The sequence below is a fragment of the Methylobacterium sp. W2 genome (genome assembly GCF_020662345.1).
GTDB lineage: Bacteria > Pseudomonadota > Alphaproteobacteria > Rhizobiales > Beijerinckiaceae > Methylobacterium.
On the sequence record NZ_VMOA01000009.1, the window covers coordinates 40,274 to 56,931 of the forward strand.

Genomic DNA, 16,658 nt, shown 5'->3' on the forward strand with positions numbered 1-16,658 from the left:
TCGCGGCAACGCCGTTTGGCGGACGATCGTATGTCATCAACCGGTGGAGGCCGATCCGGCGATCCGCTCCACCGCGCAATCGACATCGAATCCGGGATCGAGCAGATCGGCGAGGGTGAACGGGCAGGCGACCGGCAGGCCGAACGACACCCGGCCTTCCGAAGCCTGGAATTCGGGCGCCTCGGCCTCGCCCACGGCCAGGGTCCAGATCCCATCGATCTTGAGGGATTTCGCCGCCTCGGCATCGGAGACCAGGGCGGCATGGGCGCGCCGCGCCTCCTCGCGCCAGCGCAGGCTTTCCGTATCGTCCGAGATCAGGGCCGCCTTCACGAGACTGGCGAGAAGAGTTTGAAGTGTCGTCATTGGTGTTGTGGCCTCCGGCATCCTGGCAGCCCAACGCGCAAGACCCGCGCCGGGCCTCGCATCGGCGAGGTTTCGGGACGGAGCGCTCTTGCTCAGTAGGGGGTGCCCTTCGCGCGCTGCACCTTCAACGCCTCGGCGTGCCAGACGAGTTCGTCGAGGAAGCGCTTCGCGGCCTTCGACAGCCACTCCTCCTGCGGCACGCCCTCCGCGTCGAGGGCCTTGCCGATGCGCGGAATCGGCAGGAGCGAGGCAATGCTCGGCGCGCCGAGCTCGGCCATCATTGCCCTCAGCTGCATCGCCGCGCGGACGCCGCCATATTGCCCGGCCGAGTAGCAGACGATGGCCGAGGGCCGCCAGAAATACTCTTCGAGGAAATGGTCGAGGGTGTTGGAGAGGGCCGGCGGGATCGAATGGTTGTATTCGGCCGACACGACCACGAAGGCGTCCGACCGGCGGTAGAGCGTGGCGAGCTCTTCCAGCGCGGGGGGGGCCTCGCCCTTGGGATATTCCTTGTACATCCTGTCGAGGAGCGGCAGCTTCAACTCCGCCGGGTCCACCAAGGGCGCCTCGATGCCGCGTTCCTCCAGCAGCCGGATCACGAAGCGCGCACCGCGCAGGCCCTGCCGCTCACTGCGGACGGAACCGAGGATGACGGGGATCACGAGGGACATGATGCTGCTCCGGCAGGGTTGAACGCTGTCGGTCCATCGTATCGCCGGAGACGGATTCTGTCGCGGGTGGTGGGCCGGTCAACGCTTCGCTTGCCCAGGCCCCATCGTCACGCTGCGTTGAGGCAGCACTTCTTGTATTTCTTGCCGCTTCCGCACGGGCAGGGGTCGTTGCGGCCGATCTTCACCGGGTTGCGGATCGGAAGGCCCGCCCCCTCGGCGGTCCAAGCCAAGGCCCCGATCGGGTCGTCGAACGTGCCGTAGTTCTGTCCGTCGAACCGCTGCAGGTCGTTCGGCTTCGCGGTCGCCCGGCGCAGGGTGGTGTGAAACCACCCTGCATCGCTGAACTCGTCGCTCAGGCGGCCATCGGCCCGGGCGGCCGTGCTCCGCAGGGCGAGATCGGCAAAGCCGAGGAGGGCGATGGTCTCCTCCCAGCCGACCCAGGCGACATCGCCCTCGACGGCGGCGCGCTTGTCGTCGAAGCGGACGAGGAGGTCGTGGGTCTGAGTCCGGTCGATGCGTCCGGTCTGGGTCAGGTAGGCGAGGGCGGCGAAGACCTCGTTGCGGGCAAAGCCGTCCACCGTCGAGTCGAGCAGCAGCGCGTGCATCGGCGTGACATTGCCGTCGAAGAGGCTGGTGAGCATCTTCGCCATGGTGATGGTGAGGGCATCACCCAGGAGCGCGTCGAGGCCGTCGGAATCCTGGCGCCGCAGGATACCGAGGAGCGGGGCGAAGGCCCGCGTGTCGCCGGCCGCCGCCAGGATATGAAGCCCCCAGAACAGCAGGTTGCCCTGTTCCTCGTCGAGATCCTTGCCCTCCGCCGCCAGGGTCAGGACGGCGAGGACGGGTTCGGCGACGTCGGAGGGGTTCGCCAGGGCTTGGAGCATCGCCTCCTTCGGCAGATGCTTGGCGGCCGACAAGACGTCGATCAGTTCCTGGTTCGCCATGTGATCCGCCATGCGGTCGGCTTCCTTGTCTGGGATCCTACGAGCCGATTTCAGCCTCTCAAAGTCGCGCCGGTCTTGCGGGCGACCTCGGCGACGATCTTGGCCGTCACGGCCTCGATCTCCGCATCGGTGAGGGTGCGCTCCACCGGCTGGAGCCTCACCGCGATGGCGACGGATTTCGCGCCTTCGGGGATGCCCGTCCCCTCGTAGATGTCGAAGACGTCGATCCCGGCGATGAGCTTGCGCTCGGCACTTTGCGCCGCCTTCACCACGTCGCCCGCCGCCACGTCGCGCCCGACCACGAAGGCGAAGTCGCGGGAGATCGGCTGGAAATCGGACAAGGCGAGAGCGGGCTTGACCTTGGTCGGGCGGTATTTCGGCAGGGGGATCGCATCCAGGGTGATCTCGAAGGCGACGAGCGTGCCCTTCAGGTCGAGCGCCTTCATCACGCGGGGGTGGATCTCGCCGAAATAGCCGATCTGGTTCTTCGGCCCGAACTGCATCGTGCCGGACCGTCCGGGATGCAGCCAGCCGGGGCCACCCGCCACGATCTGAAGACCGCCGGTCGGCACGCCAAGTGCGGAGAGGAGCGCCAGGGCGTCGGCCTTGGCTTCGAACGCATCGACGGGGGCGGCGGCGCCCGCCCAATGGCGGCCGGCGCCGTCGTGGCGTGCGGTGCCCCGCCGTATGGCCGTGGCGCGGATCGACTGGCCCTCGGGCTGGTCGCTCTCGAAGCACTGGCCGACTTCGAACAGGGCGACGTCGCCGTAGCCCCGGTCGGCATTGCGCTGGGCCGCCCGGAGCAGGCCCGGCACCAGGCTCGGGCGCATGTCGGAGAGATCGGCGGCGATGGGGTTGGCCAGCGCCAGATCCGCCTTGCCGCCGCCGAACAGGACGGCGTCGTCATGCGGGATGAACGACCACGTCACCGCCTCCACGAGGCCGCGCGTCGCCAGAGCGCGCTTGGCGAGACGCGTGCGCTTCTGCAGGGGCGTCAGCGTCGCCTTGCCGATAGCGGCATCGCCGCGCGCCAGCGGCTTCGGCTCGATCCGGTCAAGGCCGGCGATGCGGATGATCTCCTCCACGAGATCGGCCTTGCCCTCCACATCCGGGCGCCAGGACGGGGTGAGGACCTTCACCCGGTCGCCTGCGCCGGCCACGTGGAAGCCGAGGGTCTCCAGCGTCACCTTCATCTCGGCGCGGGACAGCTCGATCCCCGCAAGGCGGCGGGTCTCGGTCCAGGGAAAATCGATGACCCGCTCGGTCTCGGGCAAGTCACCGGCGATCACCGCCTCGCTCGGCGTGCCGCCGCAGATCTCGACGACCATGCGGGTGGCGAGATCGAGCCCCGGCAGGGCGAAGACGGGATCGACGCCGCGCTCGAAGCGGTAGCGCGCATCGGTGATGATGCCGAGGCGCCGCCCGGTCTGGGCGATGTTCACCGGGTCCCACAGGGCGGATTCGATGATGACGTCCACGGTGCCGTCATCGCAGCCGGAGGCCTCACCGCCGATGATGCCGCCGATGGATTCGGGGCCGTTGTCGTCGGCGATGACGACGATGCCGTCATCGAGCGCATAGGTCTTGCCGTCGAGGGCCTTCAGGCTCTCGCCGTCGCGGGCGCGACGGACCGTGAGAGCGCCCTTCACCTTGGCCGCATCGAAGACGTGGAGCGGGCGGCCGCGATCGAAGGTCAGGTAGTTGGTGATGTCGACGAGGGCATTGATCGGGCGAAGGCCGATGGCGCGCAGGCGCGCCTGCATCCAGTCGGGGGAGGGGCCGTTCTTCACGCCGCGCACGAGGCGCAGGGCGAAATACGGGCACAATCCCTTGTCCGCGGGCTCGAAATCGAGGGACACCGGCACGGGGCACTCGCCTTCGCCGCGCACAGGCGGCATCGGCTCGCGCTTCAACACGCCGATGCCGGCGGCCGACAGGTCGCGGGCGATGCCGTGGATCGAGGTGCAATCCGGGCGGTTCGGGGTGAGGTTGATCTCGATGACCGGATCGTCGAGCCCGGCATAGAGCGCGTAGGCCTGGCCCACCGGGGCGTCCGCCGGCAGGTCCAGGATGCCGTCATGGTCGTCACCGAGGCCGAGCTCGGCCCCGGAGCAGAGCATGCCCCGGCTCTCGACGCCGCGAATGCTCCCCACCGACAGGGTGATGTTCTTGCCCGGCACGTAGGTGCCCGGCGGCGCGAAGACCGACTTCATCCCGGCCCGCGCATTCGGCGCTCCGCAGACGACCTGCAGAGGCTGTCCGTCGCCGGCATCCACCGTGCAGACACGCAGGCGGTCGGCATTGGGGTGCTGCTCGGCCGTGAGCACATGGGCGACGACATAGGGGGCGAGCGACGCCGCCTTGTCCTCGATGCCTTCGACCTCGAGGCCGATCCGCGTCAGCGTCTCGGAGATGTTCTCCAGGGACGACTCGGTCTCGAGGTGTTCCTTGAGCCAGGAGAGGGTGAATTTCATGGGTTCGTCTCTTCGGCTCAGAGGGGCCGGGTTCTGGCGATCAGGAGAACCGCAAGCTTCTTGCGGTCGGGGGTCGTGAGAGATTCGATCAACGTCACGGTCCGTTCCGCGAGTTCGATGTGGCGCAACGTCTCGTCATGACGAACTTTCAGAGTAGGCGCAGAATAGTCGGCGGCGTTTCGGGCCTCCTGCAAAGTCAGGAAGTTATTGCCGATATCGGTAACCGTCGATCCGATCAGGTTCGCATCCCGGCTGTTGAGACGCTTCTTTGCCGTTCCATGATCAAGCAGGCGATAGATCGGTTCGACGATGTCGTTCTCCTGGGTCCACCCGATCAGCTCGCTCGCGCAGATGAAGCAGAGAGCGTGGAAGACAGAATAATAGGCCCCACTGATCGCCCGGCGCATGGCCGCTTTACGAAGGTTGACCCGGCCGCGCGTGTCCGCGAGCGCGCGGGACGTTTCGAGCAGATCGTAGACAAGTGGATTGCCAAGCCTCGGCATCAGTGCCGGTCCGACATCGTATCCGAAGGGTCATCGCCGAGCACTTCGTCATCCGGATAGTCGTAGCGGATGTATGGAAATCGCTCCTCGCCCCTGTCGAGGAGGCGCCTACGCAAGGACGACAGCGCCCTGGTCGAGGCTTCTCCGCTGGTCACTCCTGCCTGCGGCCTGAAATGCGCCGTCACGTAGAGCGAGGGCTCGCCGTCGAAATCGGGCGCCGGGCGGACATCGGCGCGCTCGAACCCGTGGGGCCCGAGCGTTTCCCGCAGCACCTCGTTGGCGACCTGTCGGATCTCCTGCTCGGTCATGCGCGATCCCTCCCTCGGTACTTCAACTCGTCAGCCCGGCCACCAAGCTCGGGATGTCCAGCGGGCGGAAGCCGTAATGCTCCAGCCAGCGCACATCCGCCTCGAAGAACGGGCGCAGATCGGGCGTGCCGTATTTCAGCATCGCGATCCGGTCGATGCCCATGCCGAAGGCGAAGCCCTGGAGGAAGTCGGGGTCGTAGCCGCAATTCCTGAGCACGTTCGGATGGACCATGCCGCAGCCGAGGATCTCGAGCCAGTCGGTGCCTTCGCCGAAGCGGATCTCGCCGCCTTTGCGCGAACACTGGATGTCGACCTCCGCCGACGGCTCGGTGAAGGGGAAGAACGACGGTCGGAACCGCATCTTCACCGCCTCGACCTCGAAGAACGTGCGGCAGAACTCCTCCAGCACCCATTTCAGGTTGGCGATGGTGGCGCTCTTGTCGATCACCAGCCCCTCCACCTGATGGAACATCGGCGTGTGGGTCTGGTCGGAATCGTGGCGATAGGTGCGGCCGGGGCAGATCACCCGGATCGGCGGCTCCTGGGCCCGCATGGTGCGGATCTGGACCGGAGACGTATGGGTGCGCAGCACCTTGCGCTGGCCGTTGCGGTCGGGGGCCAGGAAGAACGTGTCGTGCATCTCGCGCGCCGGATGGCCGGGCGGGAAGTTGAGGGCGGTGAAATTGTAATCGTCGGTCTCGATGTCCGGACCTTCCGCCACCGAGAAGCCCATATCGGCGAAGATCGCGGTGATCTCGTCCATGACCTGGCTGATCGGATGGATGCGCCCGCGCGTTTCCGGCGCCTCGCGCACCGGCAGGGTGACGTCGATCCGCTCCGCCGCGAGGCGAGCTTCGAGGGCGGCCTCGGCAAGCGCATCACGCCGCGTGGCGATGGCGCCCTGGACCCTGTCGCGCAGGCCGTTGATGAGCGGACCGCGCTCCTTGCGCTCGTCCGGCGTCATGCTGCCGAGGGTCTTGAGCAGGTCGGAGATCGAGCCCTTCTTGCCGAGCGCCGCGACGCGCACGGCATCGAGAGAGGCCTCGTCGGACGCGCTGCCGACCTGCCCGAGCAGATCGCCTTCGAGGGTTTCGAGATCGGTCATCGGTTCAAACCACCGGTTGGCATCTGGCCTTCGGATCGTGTGCGGCCCCCGCGAGCGGTTTTGCGGGTAAGCGCCGCCAATGCAAGCACGCCTGCCGACGATCCTTTGCGAAAAACGAAGGCGCGGCACCTTTCGGTCCGCGCCTTTCGCATCGACGAATGAGAGGGCGAATGAACGCGCCTCAGGCAGCCTTCAAGGTTCAGGCAGCCTTGGCGAGATCCGGGAGAGCGGCCTTGGCCTTCTCCACCACCACCGCGAAGCTGGCCGGCTCGTGAATGGCGAGCTCGGACAGAGCCTTGCGGTCCACCTCGATGCCGGACTTCGCGAGACCGTTGATGAAGCGCGAGTATGTCAGGCCGTGCTCGCGGACAGCGGCGTTGAGGCGCTGGATCCAGAGAGCGCGGAACGTGCGCTTCTTATTCTTACGATCGCGGTAGGCATACTGCATGCCCTTCTCGACCGCCTGCTTGGCGATCCGGATCGTGTTCTTGCGCCGGCCGTAATAACCACGGGCGGCCTTGAGGACTTTCTTGTGCTTTGCGTGACTGGTCACGCCGCGCTTGACGCGGGCCATGGGTTCTCTCCTGGATTACGAAAACAGTATCGGCTGCGGCGAAGGATTACCGGCTGTTGGGCAGGAAATACTTCTTCACGTTGGCAGCATCGCCCTCGAACAGGGTGGTGGTGCCGCGCAGGTTGCGGATCTGCTTCGTCGTCCGCTTGATCATTCCGTGGCGCTTGCCGGCCTGGGCATACATGACCTTGCCGGTGCCGGTGATCTTGAAGCGCTTCTTCGCGCCCGACTTGGTTTTCAGCTTGGGCATTTGGCTCTCCTGAACGCGCATGCCCTCCGACCCTGGGACAGGTCGAAGGCGTGCGCTCGGTTGATGCTTCTGATGGAGCAGCACGAACCGCCACGGCAGCCCTATCGGCCGGGCGGTTCAACGCGAGGGGGCGTATGACAGAAAAGAGACGTGGTTTCAATGGCGGCGGCGCACGCCGGGCCGTCGACCCTCCCGCTCGCTCCCTCCTCGAAACGACGGTGACCGGATTTTCATGGAAATGCGGCGTCCGGTTGCTTGACAGGCCGGGGTGCGGAAACTAGACCCCCGACACCGCCGGAAACGGGGCGGGACGCCGTGCGGGCGTAGCTCAGTTGGTTAGAGTGCCGGCCTGTCACGCCGGAGGTCGCGGGTTCGAGTCCCGTCGCCCGCGCCACGTCCATCATCGACATGCGTTGTGTTGGACGATCCGAATGCCCGGCTACCCAGATACGCGGGCGTAGCTCAGTTGGTTAGAGTGCCGGCCTGTCACGCCGGAGGTCGCGGGTTCGAGTCCCGTCGCCCGCGCCATTCTGAAAATCAAAATCGCCGATCGTGCAGCCTCGATACGGGTCGCGTCGGGGGGTACCCTCGACACGGGACGTTCGCGCCCTAGCCTTTTCCCGAGTGTGACTCGCGAAACGGGCTGTCCGAACCATGGCAGGCTTCTTCTTCCTCTACTTCACCGCCTGCATGGCCAATGCGCCGGAGACCTGCGAATCGAAGCGTCTGCCGCTCGATGTGGTCGATGCGAGGGGGTGCATCCGCGTGGCGCAGCCGCAGCTGGCGCGGTGGATCGACACCCATCCCGATTATCGCATCACCGCATGGCGCTGTGGTTCACCGCCCCGCGATCTCGGCACGCGGATCTGACGAGGTCGACCTTCGCCTGAGTCCATCCGCACGGTCATGATGGAGTGGCGGATCGGACACATCCGACCGTCCTGCGACCGGGGTCGCGCCGCCGCCGCGATTTCGCCCCATCGGACCGGGATGGCGGAGCCGACGACACGGCAGCGCAGCGAACCGGCACCGAACGATGATCCCCTTCCCCTTGTCCCCCATTCTGTCGCGCCTGCGCGCCGCCGCCTTAGTGGGGAGCCTCCTGGCGCTCAGCGGCTGCGGCGGGCCGACGATCCTGCCCGAGGCCGACAACCTCACCAGCCCGGTGATCCTCGACGAGGGTGCCGCCGCCGCGGCGATCTCCCGCTACCGGGCGTCGCACGGCCTCGGCCCGGTGGTGCTGGATTCCAGCCTGATCCGGGCCGCTTCCTACCAGGCGGAATCCAATGCCCGGGCCGGCAGGCTCAGCCACGAGATCGGCGGCACCTTCGATTCCCGCATGGCGCGGGCGGGATTCGGCCGTTCCTTCGCAGCCGAGAACCTCAGCGCCGGCTCGAACACGTTCGACGAGGTGCTCGCGCGCTGGAAGAATTCGTCCGAGCACAACAAGAACATGCTGATGCCTCAGCTCAAGCGGATCGGCATCGCCCGCGTCGACGCGCCGGGCACGCGCTACAAGCGCTTCTGGGCCCTGGTCCTCGCCGGAAACTGAGGAGAATACGCCCGCGCCGCTCAGTCCGTGGGTTGATCCGTTTCGGCCAGCCCGTCCTGGATGCTGCGGATGATCGTACGCATCTCGGGGATCATCGCGATGGCCCTGGCGATCCGCAAGGCTTCCTCGCGGGTCATGAGGCCGGTTGCCTCACGCTTGTCCGCCTCGTCGGAAAAGTAGGTCCAGGCGACGGCCGCCCCCTCCGCATCCTCGATGCAAAAACTCTCGACCTTCTCGACGACGAGCCAGGGGGTGGGGAAGCCGCGCGCCGTCATCGCTGGTCTCTGTAGCCGGGGAGGGGCAAGGGAACGGGAAGAGGCGTGGTGGGCGGTGACGGGCTCGAACCGCCGACCCTCTCCGTGTAAAAGGGATAGCCTAGGATGTCACTGGGTTTCGGGGTGCACCGGGAGGGTTCATTTCGCTCTGGTACTCTCTCACGTTCTAGTCTTAGTGGTGCAGGTAGTTCACCGTTTGCACCCCCGATGCACCCCCGGACTTCGCCCTATGGCCCGCCGCGCTGATGCCAATAACCTAGTGCGCCTCTCGCGTACCACAATCAAAACCCTGGCTTTGGAGCCCGATCAACCTGAGCGGGTTTGGTGGGACTGCGACTTGCCGGGGTTCGGCTATCGCCTCCGCAACGGTAGGGCAACATGGGTCATCCGCCCACCGAGGAACGGTGGGCGGTCGTCGCTGATAACGATTGGTCAAGTGCATCTGATGGAGGTCGCGGCGGCGCGACGGGCCGCCCTGGAGCAGCTTGCGAACGGGACCAACCCACGTGAGACACGCCGCACCGAACGGGCGCAGGCGGGGCTCACGGTGGAGACCGTGTTCGAACGCTACTCTGATGACGCTCAGAAGCGCTTGCGGCCTTCGACGCTCGCGAACCTCAAGACGCACCTGAACCAGCATTGGAAGGGCCTGCACGCCGCGCCACTGGCCTCGGTGCGACGGGCGGACGTGGCGGAGCAACTTCGGAGCATCACGGCCTCCTCTGGTCCCCATGCGGCGCTGCGCGCGCGGCGCACCCTATCGACCGTGTTCGCCTGGGCGATAGGGGAGGGGTTAGTGGAGGCGAACCCCGTAGTCGGCACCAATCCACCAGGGGTGGAGGTTCGGCGAGACAGGGTGCTCAATGAGCGCGAGCTTGCTGACGTTTGGGGGGCGTGCCCGCCGACCACCCACTTTGGACGCATCATCCGGCTGCTCATCCTGACGGGCCAGCGGCGGGATGAGGTGGCGGGCATGACGTGGGGTGAAATCGACTTTCAGGGCGCGCTGTGGCGGTTGCCGGCGGCGAGGTCGAAGAACGGGATCGCCCATGACGTGCCGCTATCAAAGCCAGCGCTGGATATCGTCGCCGATGCGCCTCAACGCGAGGGGCGGGCCTTGGTGTTCGGCGACGGTGCTGGCCCCTTCTCCGGGTTCTCGAAAGCGAAGGTGCGTCTCGACAAGACGCTCGACATCAATGAGCCCTGGCGTATCCACGATCTGCGCAGGACAGCCGCCACGGGCATGGCCGACCTTGGGGCGCTCCCCCATGTCGTGGAGGCGGTGTTGAACCACGTCTCAGGCTCACGCGCCGGGGTGGCCGGCATCTACAACCGCGCCACCTACGCGGCCGAGAAGCGAGCCGCGCTAGACCTGTGGGCTGAAACCTTCAAGTCTTTTCGCTAAAATGACCAATAAGTTAGCCAAAAGCCTTATCTTATCTGGCAATCAGAGCCTTTAATTAAGTAGTTTAAAAATCCATTCGCTACCAGCGCATTGGCGATTTCGTCCTTAGTAAGAGCGCAATTAGGGCCAGCTATTACTTCCTTTATTGCCATTCTTGCGTCATGCCGCTCGCCCAAGTCTCTTCCGTAAGGAAATTTGAGGTATTCCGTATCAGACCCATGCACAGATCTGATATTTGGCTGCTGCCAATATATAGGCTCCATGTTATTCTTCATCGAAACCATATTTTCGAGATTGTCACCTGAGGTGACAGGCCTATCACGAACTTGAACGTAAGTCATACGCACCTCTCTCTCATACTCCCACGTAGAATGCTTCATGGCGACAATAGTTGATAACGTGGACGCGACTAAGTTTATTTCCTCCATCTGGTTTCCCCAACCATGGAAATTCGAAACGACCTCGATGAGGACGTCGCCTAATTCCTTGGTATTCCCATTCGAAACATATCGTACTTTCTGCAAACGGGCTGGCATGCCAGTAATAGCGGTAGGCCTAAAACCAATGGCCAGGCCTTTGTAAGCACCGCCGTACTCGCGCCACATCGGCAAGCTATCGCCATCGTGAGTAAAACAGGTGCAGAAAACATTCACCCTGTTATAGAATGGAGTAAGGCGGTCCTCCAAAAAATCTATCACCCGCTTGATCTCTGCGCTTTCGGTCTGCTCCCGTGTAGCCCTTAGAATTTCAAATACGTTGTCATAGCCGTACTTAAGTTCACGGGGATCATTCGAAGATTTCAGATTAGAAAACCAAATTTCCTTCGTATTGATTATCCCCAAAAATGCCTCAGCTGAACAATAGTGATACAGGACTGTTTTGGGGTCGTATTCTAAAAGTGCCAAGGCAATCTCCCGCCACGGTGGTAGCGTAGTTCGTTCTGCGTCCGGCTTTTTATGCGGAGATACGGCGGCGACCGCAACCCATAGCTCCCAGGAGCCCGCCCACGCAGGTGAAGGTTTCTGAGAATTTGGACTTGCCTGATGCTTTATGACCCGCTACGACACCCTCAGTTCCAGTTCAAATTCTAGTTGACCCTCACCCATTCGAGGACGGCGAAGCGCATTGCGCTGGCCGGTCCCGGTCAATGAACTGGACCCTCCCCATGAAGTCTCCAACATCCGCCGCGCGCGCAGTCCTCTTGTTCCAGACCGCTTGCGACGAAGCGAGAATATCCGTGTCCACGATGCGCCGCCTGATGAAGGCTGGCCGTGGCCCTCGCATGATCCGGCTTTCTGAGCGCCGCATTGGCATTCGTCGCGCCGACTTGGACGACTGGCTGAAGAGCCGCGAGGCTGTGAGCTAGATCATCTTCACGAACCAGGGTCTTCAGCGCAGCTCCTAACCGTTAGGAACACAAATTTGCGCATGACTGTCCAAATTCACATCTAATAATCTGCGGAAACATCGCTCATTATAGGATGTAGATCATGGACGATCTGAATAACTTCGTGTCGCGCCAGCAGGTTCGGAAGATGACGGGCTGGTCATTGACCTTCATCGACCGTCACCTCCCCCGGATCAAGATTGGTGGCAAGATCTTCATCTCGCTTGCCGAGGTGAGCAAGCGCCTGAAGGGTTACGACGACAGCACCAATCCTTTGTTCGTCGGGGAGGGTTCCCCGATGGCGTTGGGAATGATGTTCCAGCTTCACGCTGGTTCGCCGCACTCTTTCGGCAGTTCCGCTTGGGATCGACTTGGCCGGACCCTGGTCGCCTCCTTCGCTCAGCACCTGGACGAGAACCACCTGAACGAGACGATCCGTGGCCTTGCTGCGGTGGAAGTCTGGATGAAGTCGGCCGACGCCGAGGCCTTCTTCGACAAACACATCCCGAGTGAAGCACGCCGCGCGCACTAACGGGCCGGCATAGCAAAGGGCCCGACTGGGCAAACAGTCGAGCCCTCGAAATTTTCAGCGTAAAAACTCAATAATGGGTGCTAGCATGTCTAACTTAGTGATGAGCCAGTCGTCTGGCAACGAGACGCTCGACTTCTTCAATGAAATTTTCCGTGGTGCCCGCAAGGGCAACGCCGTGCTGTGGGTGAAGCAGTCAGGGAAGTCGGTCAGCTTCGACGTTTCGGATCTGGTGAAGGCGTCGAGCAAGGCAACGGGGCTATCGGTTGACGACGTGTACGTGGGTCGTGGCTTGCAGGCTGAGCCCAAGAACGGTGCGAAGCGCGGCAAACAGGAGGAAGTCGTCTTCGTCGGCGGTCTCTTCGCGGACATCGACTTCCGTGGTGGGGAGCACTCAGCGGCGGCGGCTACCCTCCCGGCTGACATGACCGAGGCGATGGAATTGATCCACGAGGCTGGCCTGCCTGCGCCTACCATGACCGTATTCACAGGCGGCGGCGCGCACACCTACTGGAACTTCATCGATCCCCTGATGATCGAGACGGCAGAGGATCGGGCCACCGCCAAAATGCTGTCGGCGGCTTGGCAAGCCAAGCTGCGACGCACCTTCATAGCGCGCGGCTACATCCTCGACGCGACCCAGGATCTGTCCCGCGTGGTCCGGGTGCCGGGCACCTTCAATCGGAAGAACGGCGGCGCCGTGCCGGTCCGCATCGTCTCGCGTGGCGAGCGGATCGACCAGGCCGCCGCCATTGCCCTGGTGGTCGGGGAGATGGAAGCCCCCACCGAGCCGGCGGGATCGGAGGCGCTCGCGGGCATCCTCTCTTCGGCGGCTAGCTCGTCGCTCAAGGGCATTTCCTCGACGCCTGAGGCAGCCCCGATGATCCTGGGCTGCGCCTTCGTCCGGCACTGCATCGAGAACGCCGCGACGCTGTCGGAGCCGCATTGGTACGCCTACCTGAGCCTCATCGGGTTCTGCGAGACCGGTCACGAGATCGCGCACGAGACCAGTGCGGCGCACCCCGGCTACAGCGCTGAGGCGACCGACGCGAAGCTGATGCAGGCGGTCACGGCGGCGAAGCCCATGCTCTGTGCTCACGCCGCCGAGGTGTTGGGGTTCGAGGGCTGCAAGACCTGCCCCTTCTACGGAGGCATCAACTCGCCGATTGCCCTCGGGTATCAGGAGATGGCTATCGTCGAAGCACAGCTCGACGCGATCTACGACTTGGAGACCGACCGCTTCTACGTCCCGTCGAACGGCGACGTTCTGCGGCGGACTGCTGTGCAGGCCGTGACCCGGCCGACCATCGGGAAAGACCCGCTCGACCGGCTGTTTGCCTCGCGGACGATGCCCCTGGCCCGCCGCCTGGACTACCTGCCCGGAGAGACCCGGCTCATGATCACCAGCGGGGGCGCTCAGCCGACAGTCAACATGTGGAAGCCGGACGGCGTGGTCCCGGTCGCGGGCGACGCCGGGCCGATCCTCCGGCACTTCGGGTACCTTTGGCCCAAGACGGCCGAGCGTGATCATGTGCTGAATTACATCGCTCACTTGATCCAGCACCCCGGCGTGAAGATCGCTCACGGTCTCATGATCACCGGCACTCAGGGCACCGGCAAGAGCACGGTCGGCCTCATCGTCCGCGCACTCATCGGCGACCGGAACGCGCGCAAGGTCGAGGGTGACGAACTGAAAGACAAGTGGACCTCACGGCTGGTGAACGTCCAAGTGTTGATGATCGAGGAAGCTGCACACGGTCAGCGCTATGAGATCTACGAGCGGTTCAAGGAGTTGTTCACGGGCGAGACCTTCACGGTGCAGGACAAGGGCGTGCCGCTCTACGACGGCCGGTGCCCGCGAGGGATGATACTGCTTACCAACCATGACGCGGCAATCACCGTCACGGGGGAGGATCGCCGCCTCCACGTCAGCGAGACCACCGAGACGCCAGCCACACCCGACTACTTCAAGGCGCTTTATGCGGCGCTTAATGACGGGGTGACCCTGCCAGCCTTCGCTGCGTGGCTCCATGCGCGAGACATCTCGGCGTTCAATCCGAAGGCCAAGCCGCCGATGACAGAGGCGAAGGCGCGGGCACAGGATGCCTCGATGACGCCCACCGCCGACGCACTCAAGACCATCATGACGAACGGCATGTACCCATTCCACCGAGACATCGTCACCGTCGAGGAGGTGCGCGCCGCCCTGCTGGCCTCCGGCTACTTTCCGGCCACTGAGCGCCTCCGCGATGGCAAGGTCGTCGCTGCGATCAAGGACATCGGTGGCCGGCGGCTCAACGACAGCGGCGACATCCGGCTTCCTGGGGGCAAGAAGATCCGGGCTTGGGCGACGCGGAACGGAGCATACTGGGCTTCGACTGGCCTGGATGAGATCAAGGACGAGTACCTGCGCTCATTCGGCACGGCACGGCCGGCCGCTGGCACCGAGAAGGGCGAAAGCGCAAACATTGTAACGTTCCCCCATCCACCGATGCCGCCGCACCGGACCCTGATGGACTTTCTCCAGTCGGCGACGGCGGCGGGCACGGCCTGAGCTGTCTCACGGTCTCACGTCTCACAGCGCGGGAAACCTCCCCCGCTTCTATCTCTCTTTTTTCTAAATCTTTTTTTTCCCCTAAGAATTTAAAGGGTGTGAGACGTGAGACGTGAGACAGCCGGCGAGGTTATTATCAGCCGCCGCCCCACCTCCCTGGCGACGCTGCCAGCGCCCTTAGAGGTGAACCTTGATGGTCGTCCGCCATGGGCGGTCCTCACTACGACAAGCCTTGTCGCCGCGTTGGGGGTGGACCGTGGAGCATGGGCGGTCTGGCGGTGCCGTGGCATCGGGCCGGACGAGCTACCGGCCTCCTGGTTCCGCGTCGGCAACGGTCGCCCACTCTACTATCAGGCCGATACCGTTCTTGTCTGGATCGCTAGTCGGCGGGGGGAGCGCACCGACACTAGCACCCTGTGGCGAGACTGGTTTCGCACCGAGCTAGAGGCCGAGATCGCTGACCCCAGCGAGCTGCGCCGGCAGGCACACCTCTATGGGCGAGCGGCAGGGCCGAACCCTGAACCCGGTGTGCGGTTCACGCCTGATGGCTTTCAAGCTTACCTTGCATCGCTGTTATCAAATACAGATTTTTAAAAAATTTCCGGCATGTAAATTTAGCATAGTGTTTGTTGCAAAGTGTAAGATATATCGAAAAGAACCCACCCATGTATCGATCAAAGTCAAGAGATATATTCGATTGAAAGCTTGATTTTGTTCATTGACCCTCATATCCGTCTTCAGGCATAGGTGTGTCATTAGCCAGTACGGTCGTACCGGCAAGTGACATGAGGTTCCTCGCTATGGCTGAAGGTCGTTTCGTCTCCTACCTCCGGGTTAGCACCAAGCGGCAGGGCGACAGCGGTCTCGGCCTGGAGGGACAGCGCAAGGCAGTCACTGACTTCCTCAATGGTGGTGCCTGGTCGCTGGTCACCGAGGTGGTGGAAGTCGAGAGCGGCAAGCGCAACGACAGGCCAAAGCTCACCGAGGCCCTGCGCCTGTGCCGCCTCCACAACGCCACCCTGGTGATCGCGAAGCTGGATCGGTTGAGCCGCGATGCCCATTTCCTCCTTGGGCTTCAGCGGGCCGGTGTGTGCTTCGTCGCGGCCGACATGCCTGAAGCCAATGAGATGGTAGTCGGGATCATGGCGGTGGTAGCGCAGGCGGAGCGGAAGATGATCTCTTCCCGGACCAAGGTCGCGCTCGCAGCGGCGAAGGAGCGGGGCGTTAAGCTCGGTGGACCGACCCACCACCTCCCGGCACAGGCCGGCAAGGCAGCGGCGGCATCCGCATCCATCCGGTCCGGCAGGGCGCAGTCCCGCGCCGACGATCTTGCGAGGGACATCGCCGAGCTGCGCACTGAAGGCGCCGTATCCCTCCGGGACTTGGCGGCAGGTCTCGGCCAGCGTGGCCTAACCACCCCGAGGGGCACAGCATGGACGGCCACCGCTGTGCGGCGTGTCCTGACTAGGATCGAAGCGGCATAGCCTGCCGATATCCGAGGGTATGCCCGCCCCCAGCCCTCGCCAGAAAGCCGGCGGCGGCCACCTTTTTGATCCGTTCAGGTAAGGCGCAGTCCCGTGCGAATGTTCTCGCCGGACACATTGCCGAACTGCGCTCCTTCTTTGCGGATCTGACGATTAGGCGGGGTCATCGCGGCAAAGCCACCCCAATAGGTACTGGCTGGATCCTCGAGGCAGTGAGGCGGGTGCAGGAAAAGATACAAGCGAGGGATCTGACCGGATAGTTTCAATACCCCCTAGCGCG

At 63.9% G+C, this 16,658-nt stretch carries 18 protein-coding genes and 2 tRNA genes; 9 read left to right on the forward strand and 11 right to left on the reverse strand.

Annotated features, from left to right (window positions below):
• Window positions 1-36 precede the first annotated feature (36 nt).
• The 9 genes from FPV16_RS06795 to rpmI all read right to left on the reverse strand — a co-directional run bounded on the left by FPV16_RS06795 (window position 37) and on the right by rpmI (window position 7,192).
• Window positions 37-363, reverse strand: coding sequence for a hypothetical protein (locus FPV16_RS06795; protein WP_227437306.1), 327 nt, complete (start codon window positions 361-363; stop codon window positions 37-39).
• Between the two features lie 92 nt (window positions 364-455).
• Entirely contained in the window at window positions 456-1,034 is a 579-nt protein-coding gene (locus FPV16_RS06800) for an NADPH-dependent FMN reductase (protein WP_227437308.1), read from the reverse strand.
• A 107-nt stretch (window positions 1,035-1,141) separates the two neighbouring features.
• A complete protein-coding gene (locus FPV16_RS06805; RefSeq protein WP_227437469.1) occupies window positions 1,142-1,978 on the reverse strand; it encodes a DUF1186 domain-containing protein in 837 nt (278 codons plus the stop codon).
• 50 nt (window positions 1,979-2,028) lie between these two features.
• On the reverse strand, window positions 2,029-4,452 hold the full coding sequence (pheT, locus tag FPV16_RS06810; protein WP_227437310.1) for a phenylalanine--tRNA ligase subunit beta: 2,424 nt from the start codon (window positions 4,450-4,452) through the stop codon (window positions 2,029-2,031).
• A 17-nt stretch (window positions 4,453-4,469) separates the two neighbouring features.
• Entirely contained in the window at window positions 4,470-4,955 is a 486-nt protein-coding gene (locus FPV16_RS06815) for a hypothetical protein (protein WP_227437312.1), read from the reverse strand.
• Window positions 4,955-5,263 carry a hypothetical protein gene (locus FPV16_RS06820; RefSeq protein WP_227437316.1) on the reverse strand — a complete coding sequence of 103 codons (309 nt, stop codon included), beginning with the start codon at window positions 5,261-5,263 and terminating at the stop codon, window positions 4,955-4,957. Before FPV16_RS06820 ends, FPV16_RS06815 begins: the two co-directional genes overlap by 1 nt.
• A 22-nt stretch (window positions 5,264-5,285) precedes the next feature.
• Window positions 5,286-6,368 carry a phenylalanine--tRNA ligase subunit alpha gene (pheS, locus tag FPV16_RS06825; protein WP_227437318.1) on the reverse strand — a complete coding sequence of 361 codons (1,083 nt, stop codon included), beginning with the start codon at window positions 6,366-6,368 and terminating at the stop codon, window positions 5,286-5,288.
• A 199-nt stretch (window positions 6,369-6,567) separates the two neighbouring features.
• Window positions 6,568-6,942 carry a 50S ribosomal protein L20 gene (gene rplT, locus FPV16_RS06830; protein ID WP_018044556.1) on the reverse strand — a complete coding sequence of 125 codons (375 nt, stop codon included), beginning with the start codon at window positions 6,940-6,942 and terminating at the stop codon, window positions 6,568-6,570.
• 46 nt (window positions 6,943-6,988) lie between these two features.
• A complete protein-coding gene (gene rpmI / locus FPV16_RS06835) occupies window positions 6,989-7,192 on the reverse strand; it encodes a 50S ribosomal protein L35 (protein ID WP_018044555.1) in 204 nt (67 codons plus the stop codon).
• Between the two features lie 317 nt (window positions 7,193-7,509).
• On the opposite strand from rpmI, the gene FPV16_RS06840 reads away from it, so the two are divergent.
• From FPV16_RS06840 to FPV16_RS06855, 4 genes are all read left to right on the forward strand, one after another.
• Window positions 7,510-7,586, forward strand: a tRNA-Asp gene (locus FPV16_RS06840).
• Window positions 7,587-7,643: 57 nt separating this feature from the next.
• Window positions 7,644-7,720 (forward strand) — tRNA-Asp (locus FPV16_RS06845).
• A 126-nt stretch (window positions 7,721-7,846) separates the two neighbouring features.
• On the forward strand, window positions 7,847-8,062 hold the full coding sequence (locus tag FPV16_RS06850) for a hypothetical protein (RefSeq protein WP_227437320.1): 216 nt from the start codon (window positions 7,847-7,849) through the stop codon (window positions 8,060-8,062).
• Between the two features lie 166 nt (window positions 8,063-8,228).
• Window positions 8,229-8,744, forward strand: a complete 516-nt coding sequence (locus tag FPV16_RS06855; protein WP_227437323.1) for a CAP domain-containing protein — start codon at window positions 8,229-8,231, stop codon at window positions 8,742-8,744.
• Between the two features lie 20 nt (window positions 8,745-8,764).
• Here FPV16_RS06855 and FPV16_RS06860 read toward each other — a convergent pair whose 3' ends face one another.
• Complete coding sequence (locus FPV16_RS06860; RefSeq protein WP_227437325.1) at window positions 8,765-9,019, reverse strand: hypothetical protein; 255 nt, start codon at window positions 9,017-9,019, stop codon at window positions 8,765-8,767.
• A 229-nt stretch (window positions 9,020-9,248) separates the two neighbouring features.
• Between FPV16_RS06860 and FPV16_RS06865 the strand changes: the two genes are divergently transcribed.
• Complete coding sequence (locus tag FPV16_RS06865; protein ID WP_227437327.1) at window positions 9,249-10,424, forward strand: tyrosine-type recombinase/integrase; 1,176 nt, start codon at window positions 9,249-9,251, stop codon at window positions 10,422-10,424.
• A 26-nt stretch (window positions 10,425-10,450) separates the two neighbouring features.
• Here FPV16_RS06865 and FPV16_RS06870 read toward each other — a convergent pair whose 3' ends face one another.
• Window positions 10,451-11,329, reverse strand: coding sequence for a DUF2971 domain-containing protein (locus FPV16_RS06870; protein ID WP_227437329.1), 879 nt, complete (start codon window positions 11,327-11,329; stop codon window positions 10,451-10,453).
• 260 nt (window positions 11,330-11,589) lie between these two features.
• Between FPV16_RS06870 and FPV16_RS06875 the strand changes: the two genes are divergently transcribed.
• The 4 genes from FPV16_RS06875 (at window position 11,590) to FPV16_RS06890 (ending at window position 16,378) form a co-directional block, all read left to right on the forward strand.
• Window positions 11,590-11,790: a helix-turn-helix transcriptional regulator gene (locus tag FPV16_RS06875; protein WP_227437471.1), complete on the forward strand. Its 201-nt coding sequence runs from the start codon at window positions 11,590-11,592 to the stop codon at window positions 11,788-11,790.
• A 124-nt stretch (window positions 11,791-11,914) separates the two neighbouring features.
• The gene (locus tag FPV16_RS06880) at window positions 11,915-12,343 is read left to right on the forward strand and encodes a hypothetical protein (RefSeq protein ID WP_227437331.1); all 429 of its coding nucleotides are present in this window, start codon (window positions 11,915-11,917) and stop codon (window positions 12,341-12,343) included.
• Between the two features lie 85 nt (window positions 12,344-12,428).
• Entirely contained in the window at window positions 12,429-14,894 is a 2,466-nt protein-coding gene (locus tag FPV16_RS06885; RefSeq protein ID WP_227437333.1) for a primase-helicase family protein, read from the forward strand.
• Window positions 14,895-15,694: 800 nt separating this feature from the next.
• Window positions 15,695-16,378, forward strand: a complete 684-nt coding sequence (locus tag FPV16_RS06890; protein ID WP_227437335.1) for a recombinase family protein — start codon at window positions 15,695-15,697, stop codon at window positions 16,376-16,378.
• Window positions 16,379-16,658 lie beyond the last annotated feature (280 nt).